Raw genomic sequence first — 17,771 nt, 5'->3', positions numbered from 1 at the left:
GACTGGGATCGGTTGCGCTTCGAGGATGCGCCGCAACACATAGTCGACAAGCACGCGGCCGACCAGCGCGCGCGGACTCGTCGTCGTTTCGGGCTGCGGATCGGCTTGCCATTGCTGGCGCTTGTCCTGATCGCCCTGATCCCCCTGCGCCAACCCCTGTCCGACTGGCTCTGGCCCGAAACCCGCCTGCAGGCCCTGCGCCAGCAGGCCGGCGTGGCGCTGTCCGAGGGCAAGTTGACTTCCCCCGACGGCCACGGCGCGCGCGAGCTGTACGAGGCGGCGCTGGCGCTGGACCCCGATCGCGGCGATGCGCGCCAGGGACTGACCCGGGTCGGGGCGATGGCGCTGGTGCAGGCGCGTCAGGCGATCGACGGCGGCCATTTCGATTTCGCCCGCGAACGGCTGGAGCTGGCGCGCGAATTGGCGACGCCGCGCGATCAGGTCGAAGCGCTGGCGCGGCGGCTGCGCGAACGCGAGGCGGCGCATGCGGGCTTGGACCGGCTGGTCGCGCAGGCCGCTAACGCGCGCGCGCAGGGCCGGCTCGACGGCGCGCCCGACGCGGCCTTGCCGCTGTACCTGCGGGTGCTGGAACTGCAGCCGCAACGCAACGACGCGCTGGAAGGCCGCGACGACACCCTGGCCGACCTGTTGCAACAGGCGCGGCAGGCGCTGGAACGCGGCGAGCTCGCGCGCGGCGCGCAGGGCATCGCGCGGGTGCAGGCGGCCGATCCCGGCCACGCCGATCTGCCCGATGCCTTGAGCGTGCTCGAGCGCCATGTCGAACAACGCCGCCGCGATGCCGATCAGGCGTTGCGCCGGCAACGCCTCGATCGTGCGGCGGAGGCCTACCTCGACCTGCTGGCGATCCAGCCCGGCGACGAAGCCGCGCGGCGCGGCCTGATCGCCGTCGCCAACGCGCATGCCGCGCTCAGCGAGCGCTACGCCGCCGATTTCCGTTTCGCCGATGCGCAGGCCGAGCTGGAGCGGGCGCGCGAACTCGCGGTGGATGCGCCCGCGGTGACCTTGGCGCATCAGCATCTGGACCGCGCGCGCGAATCGCGCAAGCGTTTCGATCAGGAACCGCCGCTGGCGCGGCGCCAGTCGCTGCGGCGTCTGCTCAACGAAGCCGCGGCGGCCGAACAGCGCGGCGATCTGCTGACCCCGCCGGGCGACAGCGCCTACGACAAATTGCGCGCGGCGCAGGCGATCGCGCCGCAGGACCCGGCGGTGCGCGCCGCCGCGGCGCGCCTGCTGCCGGCGGCCAGGCGCTGTTTCGAAACCGAGCTCAGCGGCAATCGATTGGTGCGCGCGAGCGGATGCCTGGATGCGCGGCGCGCGTTGGAAGGCGCGAGCGCGCCGGTGCGCGAAGCGGCGACGCGACTGGCGCAACGCTGGATCGCGGTCGGCGACGAGCGCCTGGGCGCCGGCGAACTGCACGCCGCGCGCAGCGCGCTGGACTCGGCGCGGCGGCTGGATCCGGGCGCGCCCGGGCTGAGCGAATTGGCCGCGCGCGTGCAGGCGGCGGCGGCGGCGAATTGAGCGCGCGCGACCGCTAGCGCGCTGTGCCTCCGCGTTGGCAGGCAGGGCAGGGCGAGCGGCGCCGCGGCGCTCGCCGGTCTGGGCGAAAGAACGCACTCGGCCCAACGCTATCGGGCGTTGCGGATCGCAGCGGTCTGACGGCATCCGAAACTGTTTCGCGATGCATGAGGCGAGGACAGGCCACGCGCGCGATCCGGCCGCTTAACTCGAACCCGCGCGCGGCTTTTTCGTCCGCACCATTCTGTCGGCGCCTGATCCGCGCTGCGATATTCGCGCGCAGTGATCCCTTCCTCGCGCGTTCCGCGAGTCATGAATGCCCGCCGCCCGATGCCGCCGTTGACGCCGCAACCGGACGGCGGGCCGGCGCGTCGGATCGGCGGATGTTTTGCGCGTGCGCCAACGGCCGCACGCCGCCGCAGCGAGTCCCGCACGCATTGTCGGTTCCCTTTCGTCATCCAAGGACTTTTCATGAAACGCACCGCATTGATGCTGTCCCTGCTGCTGGCCGCCGCCGCGCCGCCGGCCGCGCGGGCCGAGGTCAAGTACTTCGGCTACTGGGCCAATAACGGCTATCAGCACGAGAACAACGACCACACCAACATCACCCACGTCTGGACCGGCCGCGACAGCACCGCCGCGCGTGCCGCCATTCTCGACGAGTTGCAGCGCGCCAGGGACAACGGCGTTAAGGCGGTGATTTCGCTCGACTCGTTCCTGTTCACCATTACCGGATCCGATTCCGATCCGATTTACAGCCAGCGCCCCGACGCGGCCAGCGCGTTCGGCGCGCTGCTCGGCGACCTGGTCACCGCCGGTTACCTGGTGCCCGGCGATCCCACGCGCAGCACGGTGGCCGCGTTCTATCCGATCGACGAACCGGAACTGCACCACCTGTCCGACGTCGGTGGCGTCGCCCATCCCACCCTCGCCAACGCGATCGGCGTGATCCGCGCCGACAGCCGTACCGCCGGGATTCCGATCGCGATGATCCTGAGCAAGAAATTCCGCGACGCCGCGCAGGGCCTGCGCCTGGTCGACTGGGTCGGCGTCAACAACTACGGCGCCAACGACAGCGGCTACATCGACACGGTCGGCGACCTGCAGGACTACATGCGCCCGCAACAGCGCGAAATCATGGTCCCGCAAGCCGGCGTGGGCGGAATCCTCGACCACTCGCCGCACACGCCCGAGACCATGTACGCCGTCGGCAAGGCCGACCCGCGCGTGATCATGCTGCTGCCGTTCCTGTGGGGCCACGCGAACACCAACGGCGTGCGCACCCACGCTTCGCTCAAGGCGTCCTACACCGCGATCGGCAAGGAAGTGAAGCACGGCCTGTTCGGCGGCTTCGTCAGCCAGAGCGTCAACCCGACCATGCTGGCCGGCGTGCCGACCACGGTGTCGATCACGATGAAGAACACCAGCAGCCAGACCTGGCGGCCGAACGACTACTTCGGCCTGGGTTCGCAGAATCCCGGCGACAACCTCACTTGGGGCCTGCACCGCGTGAATCTGCCGTACGCGGTCGCGCCGCAGCAGAACGTCACCTTCACTTTCACCGTGGTCCCGCCGTCGACGCCGGGCAACTACAACTTCCAGTGGAGGCTGGTCAAGGAAGGCATCGCCTGGTTCGGCGACGCCACTCCCAACGTGGTGGTGAACGTCAAGCCGAAGCCGACCGGCTCGATCAGCGCCAGCCCCAATCCCTGCGTGATTCCGATCGGCGGCGCGATCTGCACCGCCAACATCACCTGGAACAGCAACCAGCCCAACGCGCAGATCATCATCACCGATGCGCAGGGCAACAATCCGCAGTTGTTCGCCGGTGGCCAGAGCGGCAGCCAGAGCGCGCCGTGGATCGGCTTCGGCACGATCCGGTTCAATCTGGGCATTCCCGGCTACACCATCACCAGCGTCGACGTGCGCGGGGTGTCGGCCGGCGCCAAGGAGCCTGCGCGGGCGGCCGCGCCGTAGTCGCGCACGGCCCGGCGCGAGGGCCCCGGCTGCGAGGCGTTGCGTTGCGATCGCGCCGCATTGTCGATCCGTGCGGCGCGATCGGTTCCGCGGTTGGCCCCCGATCCATCGATCGGGGGCCGTTTGTTCCCAAGTCTGTGTTTCGGACCCACGTGGTCCCGCGCACCGGGTTGCCGCCTCGGGCGGCCCGGCCCGCGCGAACGCGATCGCCGTCGCAGCGCGGCGGCCGCGGATCGCCCGCTGGCGACCGTTCAGCGCCGCCGCTCCCGGCGGCGCGGCGCTGGGCGATAATGCCGGCCGTTTCCGCCGTCAGACCGCCCCGTTGCCTTTCGATCCGACCCTCGCCCTGTCCGCCGTCCGCGTCGCGCCGCGCCCGTTCGCCGCGCCGCCGGAGCGCTCATGGCGTTGAACCCCCGCCCGGCGCCGGACACGGTGGCGGTGGTGCTGTGCACCTACAACGGCGCGCGCTACCTGCCGCGGCAACTCGACAGCCTGCTCGCGCAGACCCTGGCGCCGCAGCGCATCGTGATCGCCGACGACGCCTCCAGCGACGACACTTGGGCGATGCTGGAAGCCTTCGCCGAACGCGCGCGCGCGCGCGGCATCGCCGTGGACTTGCAACGCAATTCGCGCAACCTGGGCTATCTGCGTAATTTCGAGGCCGCGCTGCGTCGCGCCGGGGAAGCGATCGTGTTCCTGTGCGATCAGGACGATGTCTGGTACCCGAACAAACTCGCCGATTATCTCGAACAGTTTCGCGCCCGGCCGCGCTTGAACCTGCTGCACAGCGATTCGCGGCTGATCGACGGCGAGGGCCGCGAACTGGGCCAGCGCATGTTCCAGACCCTGCAAGTGAGCGCCGCCGAACTGGCCGCGATCCACGCCGGCCGCGGTTTCGACGTATTGGTCCGGCGCAATATCGTGACCGGCGCGACCATCGCACTGCGGCGCGAGGTGTTGGCGCAGGCGCTGCCGATTCCCGATATCGAACATCCAGAACTCGAACGCAGCGCCTGGGTCCACGACGAATGGCTGGCGCTGATCGCGGCCGCGACCGGCGAGATCGATTGCGTGGAAGCGCCGACGATGGGGTATCGCCAGCACGGCGGGAATCAGATCGGCGCGCGCCAGCGCAGCCTGATCGAGCGGCTCGGCGGCGGCAAGCAACGGCGCGAATACATGCAGGCCATGGCTGCCAAGTTCGACTCGCTGCGCGAGCACCTGCGACGCGCGGGCCTTGACGTGGGCGCGGCCAAGCGCGCCGGACTCGACGCGCGCATTGCCCATCTGCGCCTGCGCCTGGACTTGCCGGCGAGCTTCGCCCGGCGCTGGCCGCTGGTGCGCGAAGAATGGCGTCAGGGCCGTTATCTCGATTACTCCTCCGGACTGCATTCGATGGTCTGCGACCTGCTGGGGCTGCGCTGACATGCACCCCTCAGCGTCGGCCCAGGCCGCGGACGTATGCGCCGCGATCGTCACCTACCACCCGCAGATCGAACTGCTCGACCAGGTCGTCGCCGCGATCAAGCCGCAGGTCGGGCGAGTCCTGATCTTCGACAACGCCAGTCCCGGCGAAGCGCTCGACGCGTATTTCGAACGGCTGCGCGGGCAGGGCGTGGAAGTGGTCCGCGGCGAGTGCAACGTCGGCCTGGGCAGCGCGATCAACCACGCCGCGCAGTCCGCGCGCGCGGCCGGTTTCGCGCAATTGCTGTTGATGGACCAGGACAGCATCGTCGACCCGGACATGGTCGCGGTATTGCAGCGCCATCTGCACCGGTTGCAGGCGCAGCACCCGGTCGCCGCGGTCGGGCCGCAGTTCCGCGATCAGCGCACTGGCGCGATCGCGCCGTTCGTACGGATCGGTTTTCCGCTCAACCACAAGTTTTACGGCGGACCGGGCCAGGTCATCGACTGCGATTTCCTGATCACCTCGGGCTCGCTGCTGCCGCTGGAGGTGTTGGACACGGTCGGCGGCATGGACGAAGGCTTGTTCATCGACAACGTCGACGTCGAATGGAGTTCGCGTGCCAAGTACCGCGGCTACCGCCTGTACGGCATCTGCGATGCCGGCATGCAGCACCGGATCGGCGAACTGGAGCCGGTATCGCGGCTGATTCCCTACCGCACCGTGGTCCACAGCCCGACCCGGCTGTACTACATGATGCGCAACCGCATCGCCCTGTACCGCCGCGTCGAAGTGCCGCGGCGCTGGGCCGCGCAGGACCTGCCGCGGCTGCTGTTGAAATTCGTCGGCACCGTGGTGTTGCTGAAGCCGCGTGGGGCTTATCTGAAGGCGATGCTGCGCGGCCTGCGCGATGGCCTGCGAGGACGGGACGGGCCTATGCCGCCCGCGCAGGACTAGCATCACCGACCGATGTGGGTTTGCGACGCGAAACCCCGCGTGCACCCGGTTCGACCTGCAATCGCAGCGCTATGTGAGGCTCATGGCGCCGGCGCCTCTGGCCCCAGATCGCCGTGCAAACCCGCTTCAGCGCAAGCAGCGCCTCCAACAACCGACCTCGCGGCCTTCCGTTCCGTTTGGGGCGAACGCCAGGCCGCCAACGCCGCGATTTCCACGCGCACCGGCCCAAATCCCTGAACCAGCGCTTATTCACGGGGTCTGAATGCGTCAGGCCCCTGCCATCCGACCCGGGCGCGGGCCATGGACGCCTGCGCTAGACTTGCCCGCGACTCCCTGTGTTGCAGATCCGTGGCCCGAATCGATTACGACGAAGACGAACGCGACGACGACCGCGATGACAGCGCTCCGGCGCCGACCTGGCGCCGCCGTCTGGTGACCTGGGCCCTGGCCGCGATCGGCCTGGGGCTGGGGTTTCTGATTCCCTACACGCTCTACCTCAATCACGAAGTCGGCGAACGCTTCGGCCAGTTGCAATGGCAGCTGCCGACCCGGGTCTACGGGCGCCCGCTGGAACTCGCGCCGGGCCTGGCGCTGGACCCGGCGACGCTGAAGACCGAGCTGGACGCGGCCTCCTATCGCGAAGACGGCGGCGAACGCCCGGGCACCTATGCCCGCGACGGCGGCCGTTTCACCGTCGCCAGCCGCGGCTTCAACGATGTCGACGGCACCGTGCAACCGCGCCGGATCGAAGTGGTGGTGTCCGGCGGCCGCGTCGCCGGCCTGCGCGATCTGACCTCGAAGAAAGCGCTCAAGGTCGCGCGCCTGGACCCGGCGCGTATCGCCACCTTGTACGGGCAGAAGCAGGAAGAGCGGCGGCTGGTTCGTATCGAAGAAGTGCCGGAACTCTTGGTCACCGGCCTGCAGGCGGTCGAGGACCGCGACTTCAACAGCCACATCGGCATCGACATCACCGGCATGATCCGCGCCGCGTTCAAGAACGTCGCCGCCGGCCGCGCCAAGCAGGGCGCCAGCACCCTGACCCAGCAGCTCGCGCGCAGCGGCCTGCTCGGCATCGGCCAGGAACAGACCCTGACCCGCAAGGGCAAGGAAATCATCTACGCCCTGCTGATCGAGGCGCGCTACGACAAGCGCACGATCCTCGAGGCCTATTTCAATCAGGTGTATCTGGGCCAGCGCGGCTCGCAGGCGATCCACGGCGTGTCGGCCGCCTCCGAGTTCTGGTTCGGCCGCGACCTGCGCGATCTCAACACCGAGCAGATCGCGTTGTTGATCGGCATCGTGCGCGGCCCGTCCTACTACGACCCGCGGCGCAATCCCGAGCGCGCGCTGGGGCGGCGCAACTTCGTGCTCGGCGAGATGCTCGAGACCGGCCTGATCAAGCAGGACGAGCACGACCGCGCGGTCAAGGCGCCGCTGGAGATCACCGCCAACCCTGGCAACATCGCAGCCAACCGCTTCCCGGCCTATGTCGACCTGATCCGCCGCCAGCTCGCCCGCGACTACCCGGCCGATGCGCTGGCCGGCGCCGGCCTGAGCGTGATGAGCGGGATGTCGCCGTCGGCGCAGGCGCAGGCCGAGGGCGCGGTCGCGCGCACGCTCAAGACCCTGGACAACAAGCGCCGGCCACCGTTGCAGGCCGGCCTGGTGGTCACCGACGTGCACAACGGCGAAGTGCTCGCCGTGGTCGGCAGCCGCGAATTTACCCAGCACGGCTTCAACCGCGCGATCGAAGCGCAGCGACCGGTGGGTTCGCTGCTCAAGCCGTTCGTGTATCTGCTCGCGTTGGCGCAGCCGGGCGAGTTCAACCTCAGTTCGTGGGTCGACGACTCGCCGGTCACGGTCAAGCTCGGCCGCGGCCGCAACTGGAACCCGGGCAATTCCGACGGCCGCAGCCACGGCATGGTGCGGATGATCGATGCGCTGGCGATGTCCTACAACCAGGCCACGGTGCGCATCGGCATGCAGGTCGCGCCCGAGCGCATCTCGGCGCTGATCAAGACCCTGGCCGGGATCGAGGCGCCGGACAACAACCCTTCGCTGATCCTCGGCGCGGTCGATCAAAGCCCGTACGCGATGGCGCAGCTGTACCAGTTCCTCGCCTCGGGCGGCGAAATCCAGCCGCTGCACGCGGTGCGCGGCGTGCTCGACGCCAACGGCAAGGCGGTTAAGCGCTACGACAAGGAACCCGCGCCGGCGCAGGAAGGCGACGCGATCGCCGCGCGCCTGATCACCATCGCCCTGCAGCACGCGATCACCAACGGCACCGGCCGGCAACTGGTCGGCGACGGCCTGGGCCGCTTGTCGCCGGCCGGCAAGACCGGCACCAGCAACGACGGCCGCGACAGCTGGTTCGCCGGCTGGACCGGCGATCATCTGGCGGTGATCTGGGTCGGCAACGATCAGAACCAGGCCACCGGCCTGTACGGCGGCACCGGCGCGATGCGGGTGTGGTCGGCGATCTTCTCGCGCCTGCCCAGCGCGTCGTTGAAAGTCACCGACAAGGGCCTGGACTGGCAGTCGGTGGTCGGCACCAACACCACCGACGCGAGCTGCGCTGGCGCGCGCCGCTTCCCGTTCGTGGCCGGTTTCGCGCCGCAGTACGCGCCGTGCCCGGCGCCGCAGCCCGAAGCCGAGGAATCCGGTGGCGGCGGTTGGCGCGAATGGTTCGGCATCGGCCAGGACAAGGACGAACCCGCGCGTGAGCCGGCGCCCAATCCCCCGTCCCCGGAGCAGTAATCCATGAAGCGCAGTTTTTTCGCAGGCGCCATCCCCCGATGCGCCGCCCCGATGTTGACGGCCGCGATGCTGACGACCGTATTGGTTGCCTGCACGGTCGCGCCGCCGCAGCCCACCGCGCTGGCCGAAGCCGCGTTCAACGGCGAAGCCGCGGTGGCCAAGGTGGTCGCGGCCGGCGGTCTGGAATCGCGCGAACTCGATGTGCAGCCGATCCGCGACCCGCAGGTCGAGGACCTGCGGCAACAGGCGACGCAACTGGAAAAGGCGCGCAAGTACCCCGAAGCCGCCGCCGCGCTCGATCACGCGCTGCAGCTCAACGCCAACGATCCGGCACTGTTGCAGGAACGCGCCGAAGCCGCGCTGCTGCTGCATCGCCTCGACGATGCCGAACGGTTCGCCCAGCAGGCCTTCGATTCGAGTTCCAAGGTCGGGCCGCTGTGCCGGCGCAACTGGACCACGATCGCGGAAGTGCGCAGCGCCAAGCTGTCCGGCGTCAACGCCGCGATGAAGCTGGCCGAGCGTCAGGACCATTACGACGCGCTGGTCCCGCAGCGCACCCAGCTGACCGCATCGGCCCGGCAGGCCCAGGCCCAGATCGCCACCTGCACGGTCGCCGCGCCGGCGCGTTACTGAGGACGGCATGCCACAACCCAGCCGCCTCGGCGTCGCCACTCGTGCCGCGCTGAGCGAAGGCGGCGATCTCGCGCGCAACATCGCCGCGTTCGCGCCGCGACCCGCGCAACAGGACCTGTCGGTGGCGATCGCCGACGCGTTCGAAGCGCGTTCGACCCTGCTCGCCGAAGCCGGCACCGGCACCGGCAAGACCTTCGCCTACCTGGTGCCGGCGTTGTTGTCGGGGCTCAAGACCATCGTCTCCACCGGCACCCGCGCGCTGCAGGATCAGCTGTATCACCGCGATTTGCCGCGGGTGCGCGACGCGCTCGGCGTGGGCTTGAAGACCGCGTTGTTGAAGGGCCGCGCGAACTATCTGTGCAAGTACCGCACCGAGCAGGCCAAGGGCGAGCCGCGTTTCACCAGCCGCGATTACGCCGCCCAGTTCCAGCGCATCGTCAGCTGGTCCGGGCGCACCCGCATGGGCGATCTGGCCGAACTCGACGGTCTGCCGGAAGACTCGCCGCTGCTGCCGATGGTCACCTCGACCGCGGAAAATTGCCTGGGCAGCGAATGCCCGATGTTCGGCGACTGCTTCGTGGTGCAGGCGCGCCAGCGCGCGCAGGCCGCCGACCTGGTGGTGGTCAATCATCATCTGCTGCTGGCCGATCTGGCGCTGAAGCAGGAAGGCTTCGGCGAAATCCTGCCGGGCGCGCAGGCGTTCGTGGTCGACGAAGCGCATCAGTTGCCGGACCTGGCGTCGCAATTCTTCGGCGAAGCGATCAGCGCGCGGCCGCTGGTCGAACTGGCGCGCGACGCGTTGGCCGAATGCAAGAGCGTGACCGGTTCGTTGGCCAGCGTGCAGACGCCGTCGCGCGACCTCGAACAGGCGGTGCGCGGCCTGCGCGCGGCGATGGACGAGTTGCCGGTGCGCGCGACCCGCCGCCGCGCCGCCGAAGTGCCGGCGGTCGAGGCCGCGTTCGACACGCTCGACGCCGCGTTGGGCACGATGCACAAGACGCTCGAACCGTTGCGCGGCGCCGCGCCGGGCTTCGACAGCTGCCACGCGCGGGCCAAGGATTTCCAGACCAAGCTGCGGCGCTGGCGCGGCGGACCGCCGCCGGTCGCGGCCGTGGTCGAGCCGATCGAAGAAGACGACGATTTCGCGCCGCCGCGGCGGGTCGCCGCAGTCGAGGCCATGGTCGAACCGGTCGAGGCTGTCGCTGACGAGGCGGCCGAAGACGAAGCCGAACAAACCCCCGCCGCGCCCGACACCAGCGTGCTGTGGTACGAACTCACCGCGCGCGGCTTCCGCCTGGCGCGCACGCCGCTGGATGTCGCCGCGCCCCTGGCCGAGCACCGCGAACGTTCGCGCGCGGCGTGGATCTTCACCTCGGCCACGCTCGCGGTTGGCGGCCGTTTCGAGCATTACGCGACCAAGCTCGGCCTGGTCGAACCCACGACCCTGCTCGCGCCCAGCCCGTTCGACTGGGCCGAACAAGCGTTGCTGTACCTGCCGCGCGGCCTGCCCGATCCGGCCGTGCGTCACTACAACGAAAGCATGGTCGATCGCCTGCGCCCGGTGCTCGAAGCCTCCGGCGGCCGCGCCTTCGTCCTGTTCGCCTCGCACCGCGCTTTGCGCGAAGCGGCCGAATTGCTGCGCGACGGGCCCTGGCCATTATTCGTGCAGGGCGAAGCGCCGCGGCACGTGCTGCTCGAACGTTTTCGCGCCTCCGGCAACGGCGTGCTGCTCGGCGCGGCGAGTTTCCGCGAAGGCGTGGACGTGGCCGGCGAAGCGCTGAGCGTGGTGGTGATCGACAAACTGCCGTTCGCCGCGCCCGACGACCCGGTGTTCGAAGCGCGCCTGGACGCGATCCGTCGCGGCGGCGGCAACCCGTTCCGCGACGAACAACTGCCGCAGGCGGTGATCGCGCTCAAACAGGGTGCCGGCCGCCTGATCCGCAGCGAGACCGACCGCGGCGTGCTGGTCCTGTGCGACCCGCGCCTGCTGTCGAAGAGCTATGGCAAGACCTTCCTCGACTCGCTGCCGCCGCTGCCGCGCACCCGCCAGGTCGAGGACGTGGGCCGGTTCTTCGCCGGCGAGCCGCTGGTACTAGAATCGGCCACGTCGGCCTCGTCCGACGACGAGTACTACTACCAATGACCGCGAGGGCAGGAGCATGACCGAGCAAGAGCAGGGCGACTCCACAGCGTCATCGCCGGCGCCAGCCGAGCAACGCAAGCCGCGCGTGCATGGCCTGGGCGGCGTGTTCTTCAAGGCCCGCGACCCGGCCGCGCTGTCAGCTTGGTACGGCCGCCACCTCGATGTCGGCGGTCAGGACTGGGGCGGCGCGATGTTCGGGTGGAAGCGCGAAGACACCGGTGAGGCGGCCTACACGGTGTGGTCGCCGTTCGCCGAAACCACCGAGTACTTCAAGCCCAGCGACAAGCCCTACATGATCAATTTCCGCGTCGACGACCTGGCCGCGACCTTGCAGTCCTTGCGCGAAGAAGGCTGCCAGGTGCTCGATCGTTACGAGGAAAGCGAGCAGGGCAAGTTCGGGTATGTGGTCGATCCGGAGGGTGGGTTGATCGAGTTGTGGGAGCCGGGTGCGGAGTGAGTGGGTGGTGGGGGCGGGTGAGATGGAGTTGGTGCGGTTCGTAATCTCACGAAGCTGGGCTCTGCTTTACTTTGGCGGAGCCGAATATCCAGAACCTTCAGCGCGCTCTTCCCAAATCGTCATTCCCGCGAAGGCGGGAATCCAGAGCCTTCAGCGTTATCCTTCCAGATCGTCATTCCCGCGAAAGCGGGAATCCAGTGACTTCAAACGTTCTCGCACGAAAGGCCCTGGATTCCCGCTTTCGCGGGAATGACGAGCAAAAAACAAAAGCAAAATAGGTAAAGCGAAAAACGTAAGGCCCGAGAACGCCGAAAACGTAAAAGCGGAAAGCGAAAAAAGCGGAAGACACGCCCCTGCATTCGAAATCCCGCACCACCGAACACCACCCCCGAGCCCCATGAAACTCCTAGCCTTCGAAACCGCCACCGAAGCCTGCTCCGTCGCCGTATGGCTCGACGGCGAAGTGCATGAGCGCTTCGAGCTCGCGCCGCGTCGCCACGCCGAACTCTCGCTGCCCTGGGCCGAGCAACTGCTCGCGCAGGCCGGTATCAAGCGCAGCCAGCTCGATGCGATCGCGATCAGCCGCGGCCCCGGCGCGTTCACCGGCGTGCGTCTGGCGATCGCCATCGCCCAAGGCATCGCGCTGGCCCTGGACAAACCGATCGTGCCGGTATCGACCCTGGCCGTGCTCGCCCTGCGCGCGCACGACCTCAAGCCCGAAGGCTCAAGCGCCGAACCGCAACGCGTATTCGCCGCGATCGACGCGCGCATGGGCGAGGTCTACACCGCCGCCTACGAACTGCGCGACGGCGACGCGTTCGCGCTGGACGAAGAAATCGTGATCGCGCCCACCGCCGCGGTCGTGCCGGGCGACCGCAACGGCTGGCTCGGCGTGGGCACCGGTTTCGCCGCGGCCGAAGGCGCGTTGCGCGAACGCCTGGGCGAGCGTTTCGCCGCGATCGACGCGCAGGCCTTGCCGCACGCCGCCGACCTCGCCCGTCTGGCCGCGCTGGCCTATGCGCGCGGCGAAGCCGTCGCGCCGGAGCGGATCGAACCGGCGTATCTGCGCAACAACGTCGCCCTGACCATCGCCGAGCAAGTCGCGTTGCGCGCTAAAGCGAAATAGCGTCTCAATCGCCGATGCCATGCGCCGCCGACCAAGTCGCGGGGTCCATCCTCAAGTCGAGCCCTGCCTCGGCATGATCGCCGACCCAGACCATTGCGCATCGCGATCTGGATGAGCGTGCCGCTTCTGATTCCCGCAAAATTCGAAGTTACGCGGCATCACTGAATACAGTGATTTTTCGAAACACACGATGTGTCTGTGCGGCACGTATCGTCACCATATGCGTAAAAAATACGGTCCACTTATGTCTTGAACTTGATCTGCCCATGGTGCGACAACACAAGTCCGCATCGTTCGGTCGAATCCAGATCAATGAACAAGATCGGTTTTTTTCTTTTCGCGACGCTGGTGTGCACGTCGTTGAGCGTGGGCTGCGACAACAAGGCCGCCGGCCCCAGCGCCGCGGCCGCGACGACGAGCGCGGCTGAACCAGCCAAGGCATCGGAGTTGACCCTGTTCGCGCTCGACGTCGGCGTCGCGTCCAATCCCGACGGCACGGTGGTGCCGCTGACCCAATTCCTGCCCGGCGAAAAGATCATCGCCTCACTGCGCACGCAAGGCGCGGCGAAGGGTGTGCCGGTGTCGGTCAAGCTGATCGAGATGAGCAACGGCCAAGTGGTGGGCGAGCAGAGCACCGACCTGACCTTGAGCGGCGCGGCGACGACCAACCTGGAATTCGTCAAGCAGGGCGCAGGCCAGTGGACACCGGGGCGCTATGTCATGGAAGTGGCGATCGCCGGCAAACCGGCGGGCCGACAAGAAATCGAAGTGACCAAGACACTGCCGGAAGGCGCGCGGCCCAAGCCGCCGGCCGGCGCGTGATTCCAAGTTCGCAGTAAACCCGCCGGCGGAATGCCGGAGCGGTAGATCGACCCTCAGGAAGCCCGGTCGGACCGGGTTGCGCTTGGAGAGAGCGTCATGGAACAGCGTTTGGATTCCGCCCGAACTGACTCGCTTGCGCGGTCAAAGCAGGATTCGCGGCCGCGTCGGCGCGCGAGCGCTCTCTCCCGCGGCTGGGCGGCCTTGCTGGCCTTGACGCTATTGGTCAGCGGCTCGCTGGCGTTGGCGGCCAGGTACGTCTATGACGATAACGGCCGCCTGGTGGTGATGGTCAACGAGCAGTCGGGCGAAAGCGCGCGCTACGTCTACGACAAGGTCGGCAACCTGTTGAAGATCGAACGTCTCGTCGCCGGTCAGATCGCGGTGTTCTCGTTCGTGCCGGCGCGTGGCGCGGCCGGCGTCGAGGTGACGATACAAGGCCAGGGGTTCAGTGCGACCGCTGCCGACAACGTGGTGCGCTTCAATGGCGCCGCGGCGACGGTGGTCTCGGCGGCATTGACCGAGCTCAAGGTATTGGTGCCGGTGGGCGCGAGCACCGGTCCGTTGACAGTGACGGTAGGCGCGCAAACCGTCACAGGTCCGGCCGACTTCGTCGTCGACGAGGACGCGCAACCGCCGCAGATCGCCAGCGTGACCCCGCTGATCGGCGTCGCCGGTACCCAGGTCACGGTGACCGGCCAGCATTTATATCCCGCGCCGGACCTGACCCGGGTGCTGCTCGGCGACCGCATCGCGATGCCGGGTACGTCGAGCCAGACCCAGCTGACGTTCCCGGTGCCGACGCGCGCCGGCACCGGCAAGATCACGGTGAGCACGCCGTACGGCAGCGCGCAGAGCGCGGATGAGTTCGTGGTGGTGCCGGCCGGTGTCAACGTCGCCGACGTGGTCAATGGCGGGAGACTGACGCTGGACGCGGCGCCGCGCACCGTGACGACGTCCCAGAGTGGCCAAGTCGTCGCGTTGCTGCTGGATTCGAACGGTCGCGACCTCACCAGTCTGCAGTTAGCCGAGCTGGCTGGATCGGTGAGCTATTCCTTGTACGCGCCGGACAACCGGCTGCTGATCAGCAACAGCGTCAGCGCGACAGCGCCGAGCGCGCATTTACCGCGCCTGGGCGTTGGTTTGCACCTGTTGTTACTTAAGCCGAGCGCGCCTATGGCGTGGAACTTGAATTGGGAAAAGAACGTGGCGTTGACCACTCAGGCCGATCCGCTGGCGGTGACCACCGCCGGCGCGTATCAGAGCAAGCGCCTCGTGATTAATGTCGGCGCCGGCGACAATCTCGGCGTCGGCCTGAGCAATTTGCTCACGCCTGGTTCGACCAGCTCAATGCAGATCACGGTGTATCGCCCCGACGGAAGCCAGCTGACCTACGACTACTGCTACGCCAGCAATGGCGGCTGCGATCTCAACCTGCCCAACCTCGGCATCGCCGGCCCTTACACATTGCTGCTGATGCCGACCTCCGACGGCCAGCGTCTGCTCTCACTCAAGGCCACGCTCAGCGCCGACATTGTGTTGCCGTTGAGCGCCGACGCGCCGGCGTCGCTGGCGCTGCCGCGCCGCGGTCAGAACGGCCGCCTGACCTTCGCCGCGCAGGCTGGGGAGACCTATGCCTTCAACGTCGCCAGTCAGAGCACCGAACCGGCCAACCGCGACATCTACTACACCGTGTACAAGCCCGATGGCGGTGTGCTGCAGCAGGGCTCCACCAAGGCCGGGCTGACCTTGAACCTGGCTAGGCTGCCGGCCAGCGGCGGCTATCAGATCTATGTGGACCCGATCTACGGCGAGATCGCGACCGCGCAATTGGGTCTGGTCTCAGGCGAAACCGGTGAAGTGCTGCCGGGCCAGGGCAGCGGCGAGTTCGCCACGACGACGCCGGGACAAAATATCTATTTCAATTTCACCGCCGGGCAGGGGGCGAATCTGGGACTGGGCTTCAGCGATCTGCTGACGCCGGGAACGACCAGTGCGGTGTACGTCTATGTGTACCGTCCCGACGGCAGCCAATTGACGTACGAGTACTGTTACTCCGAGTACGGCGGTTGCGACCTGAATCTCATCAACCTGCCGGCCGGCGACTATAGCGTGGTGGTGAATCCGCCAAGCGGCGGCGACCGCACGGTAGCGTTCAACGCCACGCTCAGCGCTGATGCAATCGTGGCGCTGCCCGCCGATACCGCGGTGCCGGTCGCGCTCGATCGCCGCGGCCAGAACGCGCGCCTGAGTTTCGCTGCGCAGGCTGGGCAGACGCGCGCGTTCAACGTCTCGGCGCAGACCACCACGCCGGCCAACCGCGACGTCTACTACACCGTCTACAAGCCCGACGGCACGATGCTGCAACAGGGCAACACCCGCGGTGCGCTGACCTTGAACCTGCCGAACCTGCCGGCGAGCGGCGACTATGTGGTGTTCATGGATCCGAGCCAAGGCGAAACCGTCGCGGCGCAGATCAAACTGGTCAGCGGCATGGTCGGCGGGCCCGACCCGGGCGGCTCGCTCGGCGAGTTCGAAACCCAGACGCCGGGCCAGAACGTGTACTTCAGTTTCCCGGCCGAGCAGGGCGACCACTTGGGCATAGGCCTCAGCGATCTGGTCACGCCCGGAACCACCTCCTCGGTGAGCGTCAACGTCTATCGCCCGGACGGCATTCGGTTGACCTATGAATACTGCAGCGCCTCCGAAGGCGGCTGCGATTTGAATCTGACGATCCCGGTGGACGGCACCTACAACGTCACGGTGATGCCGCCGGGCTCCGGCGCGCAGACGATGTCGTTCAAGGCGACTCTGAGCACGGATCAGGCCGTTACGTTGGCGATCAACTCGCCGCTCAACCTCGATCTGACCAAGCGCGGCGAGAATGCGCGCTTGAGCTTTGCCGGCGAGGCAGGCCAGACTTTCGCCTTGACCGCTTCCGGTCGGACCATCGTCCCGACCGACCGCTACATTTACTACACGGTCTATAAACCCGACGGCACGCTCCTGCAGCAGGGCTATTCCAATGTCGGCGTGACCATGAACCTGCGTAACCTGCCGTTGACGGGCGACTACCTGTTGTTCGTCGATCCCAACTATGGCGAGACCGCCAAGGTGCAGGTGGCGCTATTGCCCGGCGAAACCGGAGACGTGCAAGTCGGTAGCGAACCTCGCAACTTCGCCACCCAGGCGGCGGGCCAGAACGTCTACTTCAGCTTCATCGCCGAACAAGGAGCCAATCTCGGCCTGGCGCTCAGCGATCTGCTGACCCCGGGTAGTACCGGTAGCGCGACGATGTACGTCTATCGTCCGGACGGGACACAGCTCGTTTACGACTACTGTTATGCGTCCGATAACGGCTGCGAACTCAATCTGCCGGATCTGGTCGCTGGTAACTACACGGTCATGGTGGTGCCGCCCAGCGGTGCGGCATCGATGAGCTTCAAGGCGGTCGTGAGCGTGGATCTGATGGCCAACTTGTCGGTGGGCACACCGCTTGAGTTGGTTCTCGACCACCGAGGTCAGAACGCGCGGCTCAGGTTTGCGGCCGAAGCCGGGCAAACGTTCGCTTTCAATGTTGCTGACCAGATCAGCGAACCAACCGGGCGCAGGGTCTATTACACGGTCTACAAGCCCGACGGGGCGTTGTTGAAGCAGGGTTCAACCGATACTTGGCTGACCCTGAATCTGGACGACCTGCCCGTCAGCGGCGACTACCTCGTGTTCGTCGATCCCCGATACGGAGAAAAAGCCAAGGCTCGGTTGACCTTGCTTTCGGGACAGTCGCAAACGATCCAGCCTGGTGGCGATCCCGGCAGTGTCCTGACTCAGGCGGCTGGTCAGAACGCTTATTTCACGTTCACCGCGACGCAGGGCGCCGACCTGGGCTTGGGCATCACCGACCTGGTCACGCCAGGAACGGCGAGCTCGATCATGGTGAGTGTGTATCGGCCGGACGGTA

11 protein-coding genes are annotated in these 17,771 nt (G+C 67.7%); all 11 read left to right on the top strand.

Annotated features, from left to right (window positions below; all coding sequences use genetic code 11):
* Window positions 1-111: 111 nt before the first annotated feature.
* Window positions 112-1,539: a hypothetical protein gene (locus ASD86_RS05090; protein WP_235567676.1), complete on the top strand. Its 1,428-nt coding sequence runs from the start codon at window positions 112-114 to the stop codon at window positions 1,537-1,539.
* A 468-nt stretch (window positions 1,540-2,007) separates the two neighbouring features.
* On the top strand, window positions 2,008-3,513 hold the full coding sequence (locus tag ASD86_RS05085; protein ID WP_056107739.1) for an NBR1-Ig-like domain-containing protein: 1,506 nt from the start codon (window positions 2,008-2,010) through the stop codon (window positions 3,511-3,513).
* 399 nt (window positions 3,514-3,912) lie between these two features.
* On the top strand, window positions 3,913-4,938 hold the full coding sequence (locus tag ASD86_RS05080) for a glycosyltransferase family 2 protein (protein WP_056107735.1): 1,026 nt from the start codon (window positions 3,913-3,915) through the stop codon (window positions 4,936-4,938).
* Between the two features lies 1 nt (window position 4,939).
* On the top strand, window positions 4,940-5,875 hold the full coding sequence (locus ASD86_RS05075) for a glycosyltransferase family 2 protein (protein WP_056107731.1): 936 nt from the start codon (window positions 4,940-4,942) through the stop codon (window positions 5,873-5,875).
* A 348-nt stretch (window positions 5,876-6,223) separates the two neighbouring features.
* Window positions 6,224-8,632 carry a penicillin-binding protein 1B gene (gene mrcB / locus ASD86_RS05070; RefSeq protein ID WP_235567675.1) on the top strand — a complete coding sequence of 803 codons (2,409 nt, stop codon included), beginning with the start codon at window positions 6,224-6,226 and terminating at the stop codon, window positions 8,630-8,632.
* A gap of 66 nt (window positions 8,633-8,698) precedes the next feature.
* Window positions 8,699-9,265: a hypothetical protein gene (locus tag ASD86_RS26430; protein WP_157476177.1), complete on the top strand. Its 567-nt coding sequence runs from the start codon at window positions 8,699-8,701 to the stop codon at window positions 9,263-9,265.
* Between the two features lie 7 nt (window positions 9,266-9,272).
* The gene (locus ASD86_RS05060; RefSeq protein WP_056107721.1) at window positions 9,273-11,408 is read left to right on the top strand and encodes an ATP-dependent DNA helicase; all 2,136 of its coding nucleotides are present in this window, start codon (window positions 9,273-9,275) and stop codon (window positions 11,406-11,408) included.
* 16 nt (window positions 11,409-11,424) lie between these two features.
* Window positions 11,425-11,865, top strand: coding sequence for a VOC family protein (locus tag ASD86_RS05055; RefSeq protein WP_162253616.1), 441 nt, complete (start codon window positions 11,425-11,427; stop codon window positions 11,863-11,865).
* Between the two features lie 397 nt (window positions 11,866-12,262).
* Window positions 12,263-12,991 carry a tRNA (adenosine(37)-N6)-threonylcarbamoyltransferase complex dimerization subunit type 1 TsaB gene (tsaB, locus tag ASD86_RS05050; protein ID WP_056107719.1) on the top strand — a complete coding sequence of 243 codons (729 nt, stop codon included), beginning with the start codon at window positions 12,263-12,265 and terminating at the stop codon, window positions 12,989-12,991.
* 312 nt (window positions 12,992-13,303) lie between these two features.
* Window positions 13,304-13,813 (top strand): hypothetical protein, encoded by a 510-nt coding sequence (locus ASD86_RS05045; protein WP_056107713.1) that lies wholly within the window; start codon window positions 13,304-13,306, stop codon window positions 13,811-13,813.
* Between the two features lie 201 nt (window positions 13,814-14,014).
* The coding region (locus ASD86_RS05040) for an IPT/TIG domain-containing protein (protein ID WP_162253615.1) at window positions 14,015-17,771 on the top strand (3,757 nt) is incomplete at its 3' end.

This window comes from Lysobacter sp. Root690, assembly GCF_001427785.1.
GTDB lineage: Bacteria > Pseudomonadota > Gammaproteobacteria > Xanthomonadales > Xanthomonadaceae > Lysobacter.
The sequence above is the reverse complement of the archived record's forward strand: the minus strand, read 5'-3'. Positions and strand labels throughout refer to the sequence as shown.

Coding starts and splice junctions, on each gene's coding strand:
- tsaB (WP_056107719.1), top strand. CDS start 12,263: ATGAAACTCCTAGCCTTCGAAACCGCCACCGAAGCCTGCTCCGTCGCC.
- ASD86_RS05045 (WP_056107713.1), top strand. CDS start 13,304: ATGAACAAGATCGGTTTTTTTCTTTTCGCGACGCTGGTGTGCACGTCG.
- ASD86_RS05085 (WP_056107739.1), top strand. CDS start 2,008: ATGAAACGCACCGCATTGATGCTGTCCCTGCTGCTGGCCGCCGCCGCG.
- ASD86_RS05080 (WP_056107735.1), top strand. CDS start 3,913: ATGGCGTTGAACCCCCGCCCGGCGCCGGACACGGTGGCGGTGGTGCTG.
- ASD86_RS05075 (WP_056107731.1), top strand. CDS start 4,940: ATGCACCCCTCAGCGTCGGCCCAGGCCGCGGACGTATGCGCCGCGATC.
- ASD86_RS05055 (WP_162253616.1), top strand. CDS start 11,425: ATGACCGAGCAAGAGCAGGGCGACTCCACAGCGTCATCGCCGGCGCCA.
- ASD86_RS05060 (WP_056107721.1), top strand. CDS start 9,273: ATGCCACAACCCAGCCGCCTCGGCGTCGCCACTCGTGCCGCGCTGAGC.
- ASD86_RS26430 (WP_157476177.1), top strand. CDS start 8,699: ATGCTGACGACCGTATTGGTTGCCTGCACGGTCGCGCCGCCGCAGCCC.